Origin of the sequence: Myroides sp. NP-2, assembly GCF_014145665.1 — a bacterium.
Classification (GTDB): Bacteria; Bacteroidota; Bacteroidia; order Flavobacteriales; family Flavobacteriaceae; genus Flavobacterium.
In genome coordinates this window covers 16,051-32,588 of the sequence record NZ_JACHTD010000007.1, presented here as the reverse complement: position 1 = coordinate 32,588, position 16,538 = coordinate 16,051, and the positions used below count along the sequence as shown (strand labels likewise).

General features: G+C 37.0%; 17 protein-coding genes. 10 read left to right on the top strand and 7 right to left on the bottom strand.

Annotated elements, in window-relative coordinates; translation table 11 throughout:
* Nucleotide 1 precedes the first annotated feature (1 nt).
* Nucleotides 2-973: a DUF4421 family protein gene (locus H4K35_RS08305; protein WP_182626938.1), complete on the top strand. Its 972-nt coding sequence runs from the start codon at nt 2-4 to the stop codon at nt 971-973.
* Here the strand turns inward: H4K35_RS08305 and H4K35_RS08300 are convergent.
* The 4 genes from H4K35_RS08300 to H4K35_RS08285 all read right to left on the bottom strand — a co-directional run bounded on the left by H4K35_RS08300 (nt 970) and on the right by H4K35_RS08285 (nt 4,472).
* On the bottom strand, nt 970-1,926 hold the full coding sequence (locus tag H4K35_RS08300; protein ID WP_182626936.1) for a metallophosphoesterase: 957 nt from the start codon (nt 1,924-1,926) through the stop codon (nt 970-972). The genes H4K35_RS08305 and H4K35_RS08300 overlap by 4 nt on opposite strands.
* A 167-nt stretch (nt 1,927-2,093) precedes the next feature.
* Nucleotides 2,094-2,927 carry an OmpA family protein gene (locus tag H4K35_RS08295; RefSeq protein WP_182626934.1) on the bottom strand — a complete coding sequence of 278 codons (834 nt, stop codon included), beginning with the start codon at nt 2,925-2,927 and terminating at the stop codon, nt 2,094-2,096.
* Nucleotides 2,928-3,001: 74 nt separating this feature from the next.
* Nucleotides 3,002-4,009 (bottom strand): glycosyltransferase family 2 protein, encoded by a 1,008-nt coding sequence (locus tag H4K35_RS08290; protein WP_182626932.1) that lies wholly within the window; start codon nt 4,007-4,009, stop codon nt 3,002-3,004.
* A 4-nt stretch (nt 4,010-4,013) separates the two neighbouring features.
* A complete protein-coding gene (locus H4K35_RS08285) occupies nt 4,014-4,472 on the bottom strand; it encodes a type I restriction enzyme HsdR N-terminal domain-containing protein (protein ID WP_182626930.1) in 459 nt (152 codons plus the stop codon).
* 52 nt (nt 4,473-4,524) lie between these two features.
* On the opposite strand from H4K35_RS08285, the gene holA reads away from it, so the two are divergent.
* Nucleotides 4,525-5,529 carry a DNA polymerase III subunit delta gene (holA, locus tag H4K35_RS08280; protein ID WP_182626928.1) on the top strand — a complete coding sequence of 335 codons (1,005 nt, stop codon included), beginning with the start codon at nt 4,525-4,527 and terminating at the stop codon, nt 5,527-5,529.
* Nucleotides 5,530-5,535: 6 nt separating this feature from the next.
* Nucleotides 5,536-5,724 (top strand): CAL67264 family membrane protein, encoded by a 189-nt coding sequence (locus H4K35_RS08275; protein WP_002986661.1) that lies wholly within the window; start codon nt 5,536-5,538, stop codon nt 5,722-5,724.
* 182 nt (nt 5,725-5,906) lie between these two features.
* Here H4K35_RS08275 and H4K35_RS08270 read toward each other — a convergent pair whose 3' ends face one another.
* On the bottom strand, nt 5,907-6,095 hold the full coding sequence (locus H4K35_RS08270; protein WP_182626926.1) for a hypothetical protein: 189 nt from the start codon (nt 6,093-6,095) through the stop codon (nt 5,907-5,909).
* Between the two features lie 447 nt (nt 6,096-6,542).
* Nucleotides 6,543-7,757 (bottom strand): hypothetical protein, encoded by a 1,215-nt coding sequence (locus tag H4K35_RS08265; RefSeq protein ID WP_182626924.1) that lies wholly within the window; start codon nt 7,755-7,757, stop codon nt 6,543-6,545.
* Nucleotides 7,758-8,158: 401 nt separating this feature from the next.
* Between H4K35_RS08265 and ettA the strand changes: the two genes are divergently transcribed.
* The 7 genes from ettA (at nt 8,159) to H4K35_RS08230 (ending at nt 14,900) form a co-directional block, all read left to right on the top strand.
* The gene (ettA, locus tag H4K35_RS08260; protein ID WP_182626922.1) at nt 8,159-9,847 is read left to right on the top strand and encodes an energy-dependent translational throttle protein EttA; all 1,689 of its coding nucleotides are present in this window, start codon (nt 8,159-8,161) and stop codon (nt 9,845-9,847) included.
* A 301-nt stretch (nt 9,848-10,148) separates the two neighbouring features.
* Nucleotides 10,149-10,574 carry a hypothetical protein gene (locus H4K35_RS08255; protein WP_182626921.1) on the top strand — a complete coding sequence of 142 codons (426 nt, stop codon included), beginning with the start codon at nt 10,149-10,151 and terminating at the stop codon, nt 10,572-10,574.
* Between the two features lie 126 nt (nt 10,575-10,700).
* On the top strand, nt 10,701-11,099 hold the full coding sequence (locus H4K35_RS08250) for a hypothetical protein (RefSeq protein ID WP_182626919.1): 399 nt from the start codon (nt 10,701-10,703) through the stop codon (nt 11,097-11,099).
* 154 nt (nt 11,100-11,253) lie between these two features.
* Nucleotides 11,254-12,048 (top strand): HipA family kinase, encoded by a 795-nt coding sequence (locus H4K35_RS08245; RefSeq protein WP_182626917.1) that lies wholly within the window; start codon nt 11,254-11,256, stop codon nt 12,046-12,048.
* The gene (locus H4K35_RS08240) at nt 12,035-12,409 is read left to right on the top strand and encodes a DUF3037 domain-containing protein (RefSeq protein WP_182626915.1); all 375 of its coding nucleotides are present in this window, start codon (nt 12,035-12,037) and stop codon (nt 12,407-12,409) included. Before H4K35_RS08245 ends, H4K35_RS08240 begins: the two co-directional genes overlap by 14 nt.
* 2 nt (nt 12,410-12,411) lie before the next feature.
* Nucleotides 12,412-14,202 carry a TrkH family potassium uptake protein gene (locus tag H4K35_RS08235; protein WP_182626913.1) on the top strand — a complete coding sequence of 597 codons (1,791 nt, stop codon included), beginning with the start codon at nt 12,412-12,414 and terminating at the stop codon, nt 14,200-14,202.
* A gap of 14 nt (nt 14,203-14,216) precedes the next feature.
* Nucleotides 14,217-14,900 (top strand): TrkA family potassium uptake protein, encoded by a 684-nt coding sequence (locus H4K35_RS08230; protein WP_182626911.1) that lies wholly within the window; start codon nt 14,217-14,219, stop codon nt 14,898-14,900.
* 192 nt (nt 14,901-15,092) lie between these two features.
* On the opposite strand, the gene H4K35_RS08225 is transcribed toward H4K35_RS08230, so the two are convergent.
* Nucleotides 15,093-16,277: a serine hydrolase gene (locus tag H4K35_RS08225; protein ID WP_182626909.1), complete on the bottom strand. Its 1,185-nt coding sequence runs from the start codon at nt 16,275-16,277 to the stop codon at nt 15,093-15,095.
* Nucleotides 16,278-16,538: the final 261 nt, after the last annotated feature.

Genomic DNA, 16,538 nt, shown 5'->3' with positions numbered 1-16,538 from the left:
AGTGAGAAACAAAGTTCGATTTTTTTTAGGAAGTAGTTTGCTTTATTGTACTTGTGGATTGGCCCAAGTCGATTCACTCTACATTGAAAAGTACGCTCATACTTATGGAGCGACGCTTAGTTTAAATCAAGATTTCTTGTCGCTCAAGTATGAACAAGAAAAAGAAGAGTTGGTTTTTGAGCCCAATCGTCCCGTAAAAATAGGGGTAGCCTTTGCGTGGAAGAACTCCTCCTTGAGCTATAGCCATGGATTTTCGGGAATGAGTGATAAAGAGAAAGGGAAGAGCTCAACAGTTGATTTCCAATACCACTTAATTGGCAAGAAGTTTATGGTTGATTTTTATTTTCAACAGTATAAGGGCTTTTACCATTTTAATGAGGAGATGGATATGTATCAAAGTTACAGTGACTTGAGAATCAATTTGTACGGAGGTCGATATACATACGTCTTTAACTCGGATAGGTTTTCCATCGGTGCGGCTCAAAACAAGAACAGCAGACAAAGGAAGTCTGCGGGTGCTCTGTTAATTGGAGGGTCGGCTTTTTTGAGCATCATTAAAAATACGCCAGAACTAGCAGAAGGCGTGCGTGAGCACGACAGTAGACGTTATATTTTTGGACCAACTATAGGGTATGGCTACAATTTGGTGATACGCAAGAAATTCTTAGCTTCCTTATCAGTGAATGTTGGGCTCAACGGTATTTTTGATGAGAATTTAAGCAATAAACACACAGCGTTTTACGTCAATGGACAGATAAGGAGTGACATCAATCTGAGCTATCAAGGTGATGAATGGGGGGGCGGAATGAAATCGTCCCTGAGCGGTTTGTATTTCAACAAAGTCGAAGATTATTCCTCTCAACTGTTGAATACAAGCCTAGTCTTTTTTGTGACGAAGCGATTTTCATTAAAAAAAGATCCAAAAATCTTGCAATATGACTTGATTGATTTGTTGGATCCTTCTATATATTAATTGTACTCTTTGATATAGTTGATTGAAGCGGAATCGAGTTGTTGCTCTCCGCTGTAACGATAGCAAACCAGATGACCATTTTTGGCTACACTGTAATCGAGACAGCAGGTGTTGGGTGTTAATATTTGCGGTTGACCGCCTGTTTGGACTTTCATCCAATAATGGCCAAAGAAGACGGGTTTATCCGTTGGAGGGTAAAAATTTAAGTGCTGAATATCTATAGCATCATTTGCTTGATGCTTGATTACAGAAGCGCTAATGCTATGTAGGGTAGGAGGTAGCTGTGGTTTTTCCCACCATTTTACGCGAAAGGAATGACGTATGATTCCGTCCTTGTCAATAAAGGATTGGTTGTTGGGAAGATCGAGCTCCTTGCCCTTTAAGATAATTTCTAATGCCTCGTATAATGCTGTTCCTGTTGTACTAGCTTCTTCAAGTACTGCACTGTTTAGGCAATGATTGGGGAAACGCGTTTTTAGGTAGGTTACACTATCTTGATCCCAACACGCGTGTATAGCGCGAAAGGTGTCATTTTCATAAAAAAGAGGCAGTGTTTTAAACCATTCTACATACATTTTATACAAGTTGGGTTTTTGCATAAAAGCCGCCATGGTGATGGCGTGTTGATTGAAGTTTTTTTTGCTGTGTTCGCGCAAATAAGTTCCATCTTCCGTTAGGGTGTTGTAACAAATAGCATTGTATTCGTGGTTGCCCATTAAAGCGATGGCTTGACCATTGTCGACCATATTTTTAACTATTTCTAAAACTTCAACTACATTGACACCTCGATCAATGTAATCGCCTAAAAAAAGCACTTTTCGCTCGGGATGATGATAGTAATTACCTTTTAATTTGTAGCCTAGCGCGCCTAATAGTTTTTTTAAGTCATTGCTGTGCCCGTGAATATCGCCGATGATATCAAAATTGTTGAAGTTTGTTGGAATTTCGTTCATAGGTTTGGTAAGGGAAAAGGGTTAATATTGATCTGTAATAGAACAATAAAAATTACAAGTTTTTTGTGAATTAAGCAAAAAAAAAGAAGTCTATTTTGCGAATAAAAGAAGATAGATATAAAAAAAGCCGTTTGACGAATCAAACGGCTCTTCTTGTATCTAAATGATTATTTTTTCATTTCTTTCATTTCCTTTTCGATCATATCGTAGAACTGATCAATTTTCGGCATTAAGATGATTCTAGTTCTTCTGTTTCTAGCTTTGTTTTCAGCTGTATCATTGTCAACTAGAGGCACATATTCTCCACGTCCTGATGCTACTAATTGTTTAGGATCTAAACCTAAATCTTTTTGTAACACACGTACAATAGAAGTTGCTCTTTTCACACTTAAGTCCCAGTTATCTTCAAACATTGTGTTTTTGATTGGCACGTTATCTGTGTGTCCTTCAACCATTAATTCAAAATCAGGTTTGCTTTTTGCAATCTTAGCTACTTTTGCCAATACAGCTTTTGCTTTATCATTTACTTGGTAGCTAGCAGTTTTGAATAATAATTTGTCGGCAATGGAGATATACACAACTCCTTTTTCAACGTTTACTTCAATATCTGGATCGTCAAACCCAACTTCTTTTTTCACACTCTTAACTAAGGCTAAGGTTACAGAATCTTTCTTAGTAAGGGCATCTTGTAATCTGGTAATTTTTAAATCTTTTTCTTTTAAACTTTCTAAAGATTTCTCTAAGTTGTCAGCACCTTTTGAAGATAGCATAGTTAAGTTACCTACGTTGCTAATTAAGTCAGAGGTATTTTTCTTTAAGTCATGTACTTGTTCTGAAAGAACTTTCTTTTCAGCAAGTGCAGAGTTCAATTGAATAGTACAAGTATTTAACAAGTCTTGTACTTCTTTGTTTTTTGCTTCTAAGTCAGCAATTTTTTGTTTTGTACCACATGACGTAAGTGTCAGAGCTAAAACAGATAAACCTAAAACTACTTTTTTCATATAAAAAAATGATTGAATTTTGAGTCAAATATACCAAAAGCATTGAAATTCTAGTATACTTGAGTATAAATTATTTATTGTTTATTGTGAATTGTAATGAAATTCTTTTTTCTACAGACAAAGTACGTAAAAATTATGGATTTTTCAGTGAAATAATTGTTAATGTTTGTAAATTCAATTTTGTTTTTCATTTTTGAGAGGCGTTTGTAGAAGGCAAAATGGGAACGAATAATTGCCCAACAGTGCTTTGGTTGCAACAAGAATAAGTGGTAAATACCCGCAAGGCCATCTAGGCATAAACGAATAAAAATGGTGCTAAACTTATGATGAGCAGGGAGGTTTTTGTAAAGCATCATCAACGAGTTTCTGAAGTTTAGATAAGTCTTCTGGGGATTGGCGTAGTTTAAGGTAGCCCCTCCCACGTGATAGACGGTTGAAAAACCGCAATATTTGATGCGGTAGCCTCTATTTTGGGCACGCCAACACAGGTCTATTTCTTCTTGGTGAGCGAAAAAGTCTTCATCAAAACCATTTAGTATTTTAAAAACGTCGTTTTTAATAAAAAAACAAGCGCCACTTGCCCAAAAAATTGAGGCAATATCATCGTATTGTCCTTCGTCTTTTTCAATGGTAGAAAAGATGCGTCCTCTGCAATAAGGAAAACCGTAGCGATCAATATAACCGCCACCAGCCCCCGCATATTCAAAATAAGCTTTGTTCTTGTAATCGAGTATCTTGGGTTGTACTATGGCTAATTCGGGATCCTCTTCGTATAATTCGGCAATGGGAACCAACCAATTTTCCGTTACTTCAATGTCAGAATTGATTAAAATTAGAATCGGCTCTGTCAATGCTGCTACCCCTTCATTATACCCTTTGGCATAGCCGTAGTTTCCTTTATTTTGTATGAGTCGTACACTGGGATAATCGCGTTGTATCAGCTCCTGACTCCCATCTGTAGAGTTGTTGTCCACAACGTATACATTAGCTTGCGGAGAATAAGCTACCAACGTTGGTAAAAAAGTCTCCAATAATTTCTTTCCATTCCAGTTTAAGACAACTAAAGCAAATTGTTTTCCCATGGGGTTATTCGGTTTTTAAAGAAGAGTAGTTGGGTAGTGCACGCAAAAAGAAATAACTTTCTTTCTCATAATCCATCTGACAAAAATAGTGTTGCAAGCCGTTAGTCACGTAAAGATGTGTAGCGCGCAGCTGAAAATTATAGCGCGCAATTTGATCAAAGGTTTGTTGTGTAATAGCAACGGAAGGAGCTTTGCACTCCACCAGAACTTCAATTTCGCCATTGGGTCTAAACACAACAACGTCATATCGCTTGTTCATGCCATTGATTTTTACGATTTTTTCAACGCTAATTAGTGAGATAGGATATCCTTTAACCACCATCAAATCGTGGACAACATGTTGTCGAACCCATTCTTCAGGAGTTAGAAGAATAAATTTTTTACGGATCACATCAAAAATAGATATCTTATTTTCACTATTTTTGAATCGGAAATCAAAAGATGGAAAGTTTAATCTTTGCATAATACAAAGATATTTGTTTAAGCGGATACTACAATTTTAAGTAAATTATATTTTGGAACAACTCAAAGAAATCGTAAGAAATATTAAGAATAAGACCATAGCTCCTGTTTATTTTTTGATGGGAGATGAGCCTTATTATATTGATAATGTTGCGGATTATATAGAAAGTAATGTATTGACTGAAGAGGAAAAGGGGTTCAATCAGATGATATTATACGGTAGAGATGTGAGCATTCAAGATATTGTTTCCAATGCTAAGCGCTTTCCATTGATGGCTGAAAAACAAGTGATTATTGTCAAAGAAGCTCAGGATTTGGCCAAGACTATCGAGCAACTAGACGATTATGTCAACCAACCACAGCCATCTACCGTACTGGTGTTTTGTTATAAATACAAGACGATAGACAAACGTAAAAAGTTGTATAAGAGCCTCCAAAAACACGCGGTTCTCTTTGAGAGCAACCGACTAAAAGATTATAAATTAGAAGGGTGGTTGCAACAAACGGTGAGCAAGAGAGGGTATGGTATTGATCCTAAATCGGCAGCCATGTTAATTGAGTTTTTGGGAAATGACCTCTCTAAAATAGTGAAGGAATTAGATAAATTGACTCTTATTGTACCCAAAGGTCAGCCTATTACAGCTGAGATTATTGAAAAGAATATTGGTATAAGCAAAGATTACAATAACTTCGAGTTAATGAAAGCGATTGTCGATCGCAATCAGTTACAAGCGTATAAAATTGCAAACCACTTTGCACAAAACCCTAAAAACAACCCTTTTGTGGTAACCATAGGTATTGTGTATGCGTATTTTTCTAAATTGCTGTTGTATCACGGGTTGCAAGACAAATCGCCGCAAAATGTGATGAAGAGCTTAAAAGTTGTTCAATATGCAATAAAAGATTATGAATTGGGGTTTAAAACCTATCCTATGAAACGCGTGAGTCAAATTATTGCGCATTTGAAAGAGGTGGATTTAAAAGGAAAAGGAGTCGGAGCGACTCAACTACCACAGGGAGACTTGTTAAAGGAAATGTTGATGAAAATCTTTAATTAAAAAGAAATGGCAAATAATTTGAATAAAAATAAAATATTGGGATATGCAACCTTGATTATGATTCTGATGGGAATCGTACTCATTGCCTTGGGAACGTTAAAATACTACGAGATTGCTGGTTGGGGATTTGCCGCTGTAGGAGTGGGCTTCTTGGCTATTGCCTGGGTATTTAACGCGCTAAAAGGGCGCGTCTAACTGATCCTTACTCCGATTAAGGTCTGGGTTTAGATAAAAAAATGTAAGGGTTATACGTTGTTTTAATCTATACTCAGATCCAATATTCTTAACGTAAGACAAAATAAGGTAAAAAAAAAATCTTGTAATTGATTATTGTTTTTATTCAAAAAACGGATAATCAGTTACAAGATCCTACATACTTAAATTCCCAAGTGTTCTTCGTACTCATCATAATAATTTTTTTCTTCCTCCTCTAGCTCTACGTACAGTCCAGCTGGTATTTCAGCTTCGCTCAGTGGGTAATTTAAATTTTCGCCTACAGATTGGTTTGTTTCCACATCCTGCTCTTGTAGGTCTTTAAAACGGATCGTTTTCAAAAATATTTCCATACAATTCATGTGTTTTTTCTTACTTTAAATATAGTAAAAAATATTTGATTATTTTGGGTGTTTTTGATTAATTGATTGATATTTTTAAAAACTTTAACATATCTAAGGTTTTCGTTTGCTGAATAGGTGCTGATTTAACTCTTTTTAAGTGTTATTGTGCTTTTGAACCTTCTATGGGAGCTGTATGGAACAATAGCCTAGATGCTTTGTGCAGCAGTGGACTGTCTTGGATTGCAATAGGGGTGATCTGACTTTTGTTCTTATCAACTATTTTGTCTTTTTCAACGAATATCTGTTTGTCTCTTGTCTTGGAGTATGCTAGTTAGCGATAACGCGATGTTATTTTGAAGACCTTAGTGTCGGGAGACAGTATGCGAGTACAACCACATATATCAAAAAAAAGAAGCTAACGGATGTAGCTTCTTTCTTAAAATATAGTAGAATCACTTATATTTTGTTTAAAATTAGTGCATTCGATTTTTGAGGGTACATTACATATTCAAATAAAGTTGCACCTAACGCTGTAGAAGATGTGAATTCTTCAATGGTTAAGTAATAAGTATATGCTCCGTTTCTATTTTCTAATATCAAGGTGTTATTTGAGTACTTCTCGTATTTAGTTAAGTATTGAATAGATTCGATATTAGGAATATTCGCGGTGTTCTCTGCCTTTGTAATTGCACAAGTGCCATTTTCGTTAAAAGTAATGGTGAAGATTGGTAGTCCATTTTGTTCTGCTTGCCACGTTCCGATGAGCTGTTGGAGATTTAAAGAGACATCTTCTTTTTGGCGAATTAAACGCCCGTGTTGCCCTTGTTCGTGAATACCTGATACAGTTAAGACAACATCCAATTCATTTAAAGATAGGTATTCTTTAATTGTGATAATAGAATAATCAGTCATTTTGAGACCAGATGAAATAACGTCTAGGTGAATTTTATCCCCTACTATGCGGTAATCCCCTTGCATTAACATTCCAAAATAAACAAAGTCGAAGGTATTACCCTCGTAGAAGTTGTAAACAATATCGTGTGAAGTAGCATTGGTTAACTTCCATTTTCCGCGGATGATTTGATCGAGTTTCGGCTGAACTTGTTCTTCCTCTTTTTCGATTTGAACAGAAATTTGGTTTGATTTAACGTTATCTTTAACTGCGTAAAAGGTGAGGTATTCTTCGTCTGAAGCTTGAACAGTATAGATATTTCCTTCTATAGGTGTATTGTTTACGTAAAAAATTGCACGGGCTGTAAGGTCTTTTTGCTCGCTATTTGTTGCAGAAAAAGTAATTTTTTCGTTGACTTTTGCCTTTTCTTTATTTGCTTTAATGGTTAGGGTTTCTGTTGCCACCGTTATGGTTAAGGCTTGACTGTTGAGGTAATTTGCCTTCGTAGCTACAACCTTATAGCTGCCAACTGCCGCTGCTTTAAACGTATTGCCAACAATTTTCTGATCGTCGACTAAGAGGGTGGCGTTGCTAACTGGTTTTCCCTTGTTGTCAGTAATTTCAAAAGATACTTCTTCGCCAAGTAATACGCGATCTGCATCGGCTTTTAGTATTAGAGTAAGTTCTTCTTTAGTGGAGGAGTCATCACTACTACAGCTAAAAACAAAAGTGCTTAGCAGTAAAATTACTGCAAAATGGATAATTTTTTTCGTAAACATAATTGATTATTTAATGATATCGCAAATATATAGCAATCTATTTTTATTTAGATTAAATATTAATAAAAATATAATAAGGTTGTATTTTATTGATAATTAATCTTTTGTGTTGTGTATTGTTTAGAACAGGAAGAGAATTATAACTTTTGTTTTCTTTTATAAGGAGAATAAATCGCTAAATGAGAATGCAAGGGAAGAGGAAATTAAGAATAAGAAGAAGGGAGCTACGTGAGCCTTTTAGATAATAGCAGGGAAAAGCAAATAAGGAGATAGGGGGAGGATGAAAAATATTTCTTATCTCCGTAATAATGTGTATTTTTGGGGTATTCGATGGTTCTAGGGTTACTCAGGGTGAGTAACAACGGTGGCATCACATCATTATTCAATCAATTTTTTACTTTATGTCAGACGATAAAAAGGTAATTTTTTCCATGTCGAAGGTGAGTAAAACGTACTCATCAACAAACAAAACAGTTTTAAAAGACATTTATTTGAGCTTCTTTTATGGGGCTAAAATTGGTATTTTGGGTCTTAACGGTTCAGGTAAATCTTCGCTATTGAAGATTATTGCTGGAGTGGATAAGAACTACCAAGGAGATGTTGTATTTGCACCAGGGTATACTGTGGGGTATTTAGAGCAAGAGCCAGAGTTAGATGAAGAGAAAACGGTAATCGAAATTGTAAGAGAAGGTGCAGCTGAAGTTGTGGCTATTCTCGATGAATTTAATCAGATTAACGATATGTTCGGTTTGCCAGAGGTGTATGAGGATGCGGATAAGATGCAAAAGCTCATGGACAGACAGGCTGAATTACAAGATAAGATTGATGCGGTAGGCGGATGGGAGTTGGATACAAAACTAGAAATTGCAATGGATGCGTTGCGCACACCAGATCCTGATACGCCAATTAAAGTGTTATCAGGAGGAGAGCGTCGTCGTGTGGCGTTGTGTCGTTTATTGTTGCAAAATCCAGACGTATTACTATTGGACGAGCCGACCAACCACTTAGATGCAGAGTCTGTGCATTGGTTGGAGCAGCACTTACAACAATATGCGGGAACGGTAATTGCAGTAACCCACGACCGTTACTTCTTGGATAACGTAGCAGGGTGGATCTTAGAATTAGATAGAGGAGAGGGAATTCCGTGGAAAGGAAACTATTCTTCTTGGTTGGATCAAAAAGCAAAACGCTTAGAACAAGAGGAGAAAACAGCCTCTAAACGTCGTAAGACCTTGGAGCGCGAGTTGGATTGGGTTCGCCAAGGAGCAAAAGGAAGACAAACCAAACAAAAAGCAAGGTTACAGAACTACGATAAGTTGTTGAATGAAGATCAAAAACAACTAGAGGAAAAGTTAGAGATATACATTCCAAATGGACCTCGTTTAGGAACGAATGTAATCGAAGCTAAAGGGGTGGCGAAAGCCTTTGGAGATAAGTTGTTATACGACAACTTAAACTTTACCTTACCTCAAGCGGGGATTGTGGGGATTATCGGGCCAAATGGTGCGGGTAAATCGACAATTTTCCGCATGATCATGGGAGAACAAACGCCAGATGCAGGAACATTTACTATTGGAGATACGGTAAAAATTGCCTATGTCGATCAGTCGCATTCCAATATTGATCCGGAGAAATCTATTTGGGAAAACTTCTGTGATGGTCAAGAATTGATTATGATGGGAGGACGTCAAGTGAATTCTAGAGCGTATTTAAGTCGCTTCAATTTTGGTGGATCAGATCAAAACAAAAAGGTTGCTACACTATCAGGTGGAGAGCGCAACCGCTTACACTTAGCCATGACTTTAAAAGAAGAGGGGAACGTTTTACTACTGGATGAGCCTACGAACGACTTAGACGTAAACACGCTACGTGCCTTAGAAGAAGGGTTGGATAACTTTGCAGGATGTGCTGTAGTAATTTCCCACGACCGTTGGTTCTTAGATCGTATTTGTACGCATATCCTTGCGTTTGAAGGAGATTCTCAAGTGTACTTCTTCGAAGGGTCTTTCTCTGAGTATGAAGAAAATCGCAAAAAACGCTTAGGTGATGTTGCACCAACGCGTTTGAAATACAAAAAATTAGTTCGATAAACACATGGCATAAAGCACATGCTGAAATATCAAAGAGAGGGTGTCCCAAAAGGTCACCCTCTTTTGTCTTGTATAGCACTAGACTTTTTATCCCGTACTGAAATAAGGATACACAACTTGTATAGGAATTGGATGATTCACCATTACTTCATCGTTGTAGTAGTTTTAGCGTTGACGGTTGATCAAGGTCATCCGAGGTAGGGGGTAATAAATTAATAACATTTTCGCTATCTTTTAGTAAAATAAAAAGCAAGGATGCAAAAAAAATAGGGATTAACTTTAAATAAAAAGAAGTTAGTCTATGGAAAGTCTTTATATCATACTGGTGTTACACGCTGAAAATCAGCAAGCATTCACCTCGGAGTTGCGCACTTTATTTCCCTTTGGTACGATAAAATTTGTAGCCCATCAAAAGGATACATTACTTCTTGTTTCTATTGATATGGAGGAGATTTGCTGGACGAATTTTGATGTTTCTGTACTTTTTTTGGAGGACAAGATCGCTGCATTTAGTCATAAACATCCCTATTTAAAAATAGGTGTTCTCAATAAAATAGGGCATTGGCAAATGTGCTTTTACGATGGTTACATCATGAAAAATAGGCAGATCATTTTTGAGCATGCCGAATTATATCAAGGACATGCTCCCTTGTTGAAACAATTGTTGAACTCCAATGAAGTGGCACAAGAAGATGTATTTACTACTTTTTTTGCCAAAGAAATCTAGATGGACATGAGGCGAATAGTGATGAAATTAGGGTAAAGAATCTTTTGTCAAAAGGTTAAAAAAAGCACTATTTCAGACTTAAATACGTAACTTTGCAGGATTGAAAAAAATCAAAAAACGATCGCTATGGTATCATTTAACAATGAAACAAAACAACTGTTGATTCAGGATAATTACAAAGGGAGATTAACTTCTTCTCGATTGATGTCATCTGTTATTTTGGGAATGTCTTTGATTCGCTTGTTTATGGCGGATTGGAACGCTCCGAAAGAGATGGATTATGTTTTTTGCATTATCGCTGCTGTTTTTTTGTTTTTAGTGTACAAGAACTTCATCAAGAAAACAGCGATAGAACAAATAGACAGAGTGAACATCAAGGTGGTCAAAATGCCAAGAGGATTGGCAACCAAAGCAGAGGTGCGTTTAAACAGTGGCAAAGTGAGAGAAATCTTCAACTTAAAAACAAAAGAACAACAAAATGCGCTGCGCAAGATATTGACAAATGCGAAGATAACGATGAAGTAATCCTATAAGGATTGTACTTTTTTAAAATATAAAATAGAGGTGTAAAGAAGGGATTTATCCCTTTTTTACTTTTAAGCGGATGGGGTTGCTAGAAACAAAGAGAAAGCTTACTTTTAATAGACCCAATCTTTTGAACTAAATTGAATACACAAACATGAATAAATCACTTGATTTGAGAAGTGTGGTGGTTACACGCTATGTAACTCCTTTGCGCGAAGGGGGATCATTACCTGCTTTGGCCGATGCGGATGATGGTTTTAAATACGTTATTAAGTTTCGAGGAGCAGGACATGGAGTAAAAGCTTTAATTGCGGAATTACTAGGGGGATTACTAGCGAAAACGCTGGAATTACCTGTTCCTGAATTGGTATTCGCGACTTTAGATGAAGCTTTTGGGAGAACAGAGGGGGATGAAGAAATTCAAGACTTACTCAAGTTTAGTCAAGGCTTAAATTTGGGCTTACACTTTCTTTCCGGTGCATTGACATTTGACCCACAGGCCTTCGAAGTAGATGAAATGTTGGCTTCGAAAGTGGTTTGGTTAGATGCATTTATTACTAATGTAGATCGCACTTTTCGCAATACCAATATGTTAGTTTGGCATAAGGAGTTGTGGTTGATTGATCACGGGGCCTCTTTTTATTTTCACCATTCATTTACCAATTGGGAAAAAAGTGCAGTCACGCCTTTTACGTTGATTAAGGATCATGTATTATTGGCAAAAGCCTCTAAATTAGATCAGGTTAATCAAGTGTTTACCCAGGTATTGACGGATGAGGTATTGCAAGATATTGTGAACCAGATTCCCGTAGATTGGTTAATGTGGGAAGAATCCACCTTGGAACCTGAAGAAATTAGAGCGATTTATTTTCAGTTTTTGCAATTGAGAAGAGAGCAGGCGAGTGTATTTGTTAATGAAGCAAAAAAATTACGCGATGTTAGTTTATGAGTATGCAGTGATTCGATTTGTTCCTCGCGTTGAACGCGGTGAGTTTATCAATATTGGACTTTTGCTTTTTTGTAAACAGAAGCGAATGGTTCAGGGACAGTATTATTTGGATCGCGGAAAACTATCGTGCTTTCGTACGGAAGTGGATTACGATAGCTTAGAAACACATGTGAAGGCGTTTATTTCCATAGCAGAAGCAGAAGCTAAAACAAGCCCTATTAACAGTTTTGATGCTGCAGAGCGCTTTCGCTGGTTAGCTGCGACAAAGAGCTCTTGTATTCAAGTTTCGGCTACACATTGTGGCTTAACAGCGGATATAAATCAAACGTTTGAACAACTTTTTGACGAACTTGTCCTGTAGTTATGCCGTTATTTTATTTCAAAACAATCGTTGTAAATAAGGTGAAGTACTTTTTGGTGCGTTTGCCTTTTGTGCTTAGTTTTATTTCACTTCTAGTTCTGATTTTTGATTTGGGCTTCAATACGCTCAACGACTATCACAGTCATCTACACCATTTGTACAATGTGTGTTTGACTATAGGGATGGTGATTATCTTTTATCGGTATTTTAGTGCATTTCGACAGAAAAAACAGCCCAGCTTAGGAGTAAAGATTTTCGATGCGTTTAGCGTTTTACTTTTTTTGACGCTGGTTGTCGTGCGTTGGCAACCTGAGCATACGCTTCGTTTTTTCGATAGTAATGCTGTGATCTTTTTTGCTGTATTCTTGATGGTTGTTCGCGAGTTTTCCATGTTACAGCTCAACTTGAAGAAAACTAAACTCACGCCACCTCAGCTGTTTATTGTCAGTTTTTTATTGATTATTTTCATAGGGGCCTTTATGTTGTCTTTTCCAAAAGCAACAGTTACCCCTGGTAGTCTACGTTATATTGACGCTTTGTTTACTGCTACTAGTGCTGTCTGTGTGACGGGATTATCTACGGTGGATATCGGTAGTCAGTTTACTATATTTGGCAAAACCGTAATGATCTTTTTGATGGAATGTGGAGGATTGGGAATCATGACCATTGCGAGTTATTTTAGCTATTTCTTTAGAGGAAAGGCTTCCTATGGCAATCAATTGGTCCTCAAGGATGTTTCCTCTATAGATAAATTAGGCGATGTTTTTGCCACGTTAAAACGCATCATTATTATTTCTGGCATTATTCAAATAATTGGGATGATTGCCATTTTTATCAGTATTCGAAATCAAGTTTTTGACTCGCTGTTTGACCGCATTTTTTTCGCTGTCTTTCACGGCGTATCTGCTTTTTGTAATGCGGGCTTTTCAACACTACCCGAGAATTTATACACGCTTGAATATCGCTTCAATTACCCGTTGCAATTGATTATTGCAGGGTTGTTTATCATGGGGGGATTGGGCTTTCCGATTGTCTATAACGTCTATAAATACATCAAGCACTTGATCGTCAATCGACTGTTGCCTTTTAGTATAAAAGAAGCGAGTATATACATTCCACGGGTAATTAATTTGAGTACTAAGATTATTTTGATCACCACGGCGAGTTTGATTGTGGGAGGGACTGTTATGATATATTGTTTAGAATATAACAATACGCTGTCAGAGCACCACGGCATAGGAAAAGTGGTTGTGGCTTTTTTTACGGCTACTTCTCCGCGTACTGCTGGATTTGCATCGGTAGACAATAATTTATTTACGCTTCCTACCTTTTTGATTGTGATACTGTTGATGTGGATTGGAGCTTCTCCAATTTCGACAGGAGGGGGGATTAAGACAACAACTTTTGCCATTGCCCTATTGAATGTATGGACGCTGATGAAAGGAAAAACAAGAATTGAAGTCAACCGTAGAGAAGTAGACGAATCAGCAGTAAGACGTGCGTTCGCCATTATTTTTCTATCGTTGTTTATTATAGGAATTGCTCTTTTTGCCCTTACTTTTTTTGAACCTAAGATCGATATTATTCGGTTGTCTTATGAGGCTTTTTCAGCCTATAGTACAGCGGGTTTGAGTACGGGTATCACTACTGATTTAACAGATTCAAGTAAGGTAACGCTCATTATGCTTATGTTTGTTGGACGCGTGAGCATTCTAACGCTTTTAATGGCAATTAGCAAAAAGGAAACCATGACAAACTACAGGTATCCAACAGAGGAAATATTGATTAACTAAGTAAGAGGACTAAGATGAAATATATAATTATAGGTTTGGGGAATTTTGGCGCTTCTTTAGCGCAAAAGTTGACGGAGCAAGGCAATGAAGTAATCGGAGTGGATAAAAATATGGCTCGTGTTGATGCCAATAAAGACAAGGTTTCACATACTATTTGTTTGGATTCAACCGATCAGTATTTGGTTGCTGGTCTTCCGTTGGGAAATACGGATATTGTTATCGTAGCGATTGGAGAAGATCAAGGGGCTAATATTATGACAACGGCAGTATTAAAAAATCTCAATGTCAAGCGATTAATTAGTCGTGCCATTACACCTTTACACGAAAATGTCCTACAGGCGATTGGTGTAGATGAGATTGTACATCCTGAAGAAGAAACGGCCGAACGTTGGGCAAAGAAATTATGCATCAAAGGTGTGGTAGACTCCTACGAGATCAACGGGCGTTATAGTATTGTAGAAATTACCATTTCTGAGCGTTTCGCCAACAAAACTTTGGGAGAGATCGGATTCAGAACCAATTATAATTTAGTAGTGTTAACGACCTTAAAAGTGCGTGAAGAACGCAACTTCTTTGGTGCTCAGCGAAAATTTCACGAAGTACAAGGGATTGCTTCCTATGATACTATTTTGCATCAAGGAGATATTATGGTGATTTACGGTGACAATAAGGACATCAAACGCATTTTGAATGATTAAAGGAAATGGATGGGAGAGAATGGAGGAATTATCGAATACTAAGTGTAAAAAAAGGTTCGATTGTTTTTAAACAATCGAACCTTTTTTTATTAGAAATTCCCTTGACGAGTGATGAGATGAGTTCCCTTACAAAGCGCAATGAGCAATGAGCAATGAACAAAGAACAAAAGCAAAGCGCCATTTCCCCCTCTCTTATAACTCTACATTTCCAACGGGATAATCTCCTAGATAATGCGATAAGTCGATTGTTTTATACGTTAATTTGGAGTACTTGTTTGAAAAGAGAATAATACAGGCATTTGAATCGGCTAAGCGAATGTAGGAGGATGTATTTCCTCTCCACCAACCGTTGTGGTAGGTGTAGTTTTTATCGTTCTTCATTTTGATCAAGCGCATGCCCAGTCCATAATTGCGTGTCCCTTTACTTTCAAAACTGTAACCCTCTGTCATTTGTCCTTTAAGATCTGCACTTAAGAAATCATCTGAATACATGGCAGTATCTAATTTCAGCATATCTCTAGGTGTGGTATAAATATTTTTGTCCCCATAAGTACCATCCATATAGTCCCAATGCATCTCGCGATAATTGGAGTTATACGATTGAGTTACTTGATTTTTATGTGTAATATCGTCAAACACAAAACTGTGATTCATCTCTAGCGGATCGAAGATTAAATCGCGTACAGCTTGTTTAAATTTTTTACCAGTTACTTGTTCAACAATAGAAGCCAAGACTACGTAATTGGTATTACTATAAGTAAAACGCGTATTGGGCTTGAAATCCAACGCTACGGATTTGCTTTTAATTACCTCAATTACTTGATCGTTAGTAATTACATTTTGGCTGTTCCATTTGTTGGGATAGTATCCGTAGTATTTCAAACCACTACGGTGGTTTAGCAGCATTCGAACTGTAATTTCATCATAGGGAAAACCGTCGATAATTTCCGAAACGGATTGATCCAAGTAAATGAGGTTTTCTTGTACCAGTCGCAAAACCGTTACGGCTGTTATTACTTTTCCAACAGAAGCAACGTGAATAGGTGTATTTTCTGTAATGGATTCATTTTGTTTTTTATTGGCATAGCCTGAATAGTGTTCGTATAAAACTTTTCCATTTTGAGCCACTAAGAAGCTACCTGTATAGCCGCTTTTTTTAATATATTGATTGTAAAAATCTTCAATTTGCTGGCCTTTTTCAAGGATATATTCTGGTTTTAGCTCTTGAAATGACGACTCATATGGTTTGTCAATAAACACATTGTGTTCTTTGATGATAGGCATATTCAAGGCTAAATCCATAGTAGTTTCTTGCTGTTGTTTGCAAGAAGCTAAAGCTAATAAGCTAACTAAAGCGAGTGTGAGTTTGGTATTCATTAGTCTTACTGTCTTGTAGGGATTTTTTAAAGAAAAAACCAAATTAGTAAAAGTTATTGAATATCAAAGGAATTTCTCACGAAACTTTCATATACTACTTAATAAATTTGAGAAGTATACAAAACGTGCTTTTTTCGGAGATGTAAGAAGGGGGGATTAATTTACATTTCCTATCTCATGAGCAGAGGGTATAGCGGACGGGGTTTGGCAAGTAGAGCAGAGGAGAAGAGATCGATCAGCAGGGATTCTCTAGGTCTTTGT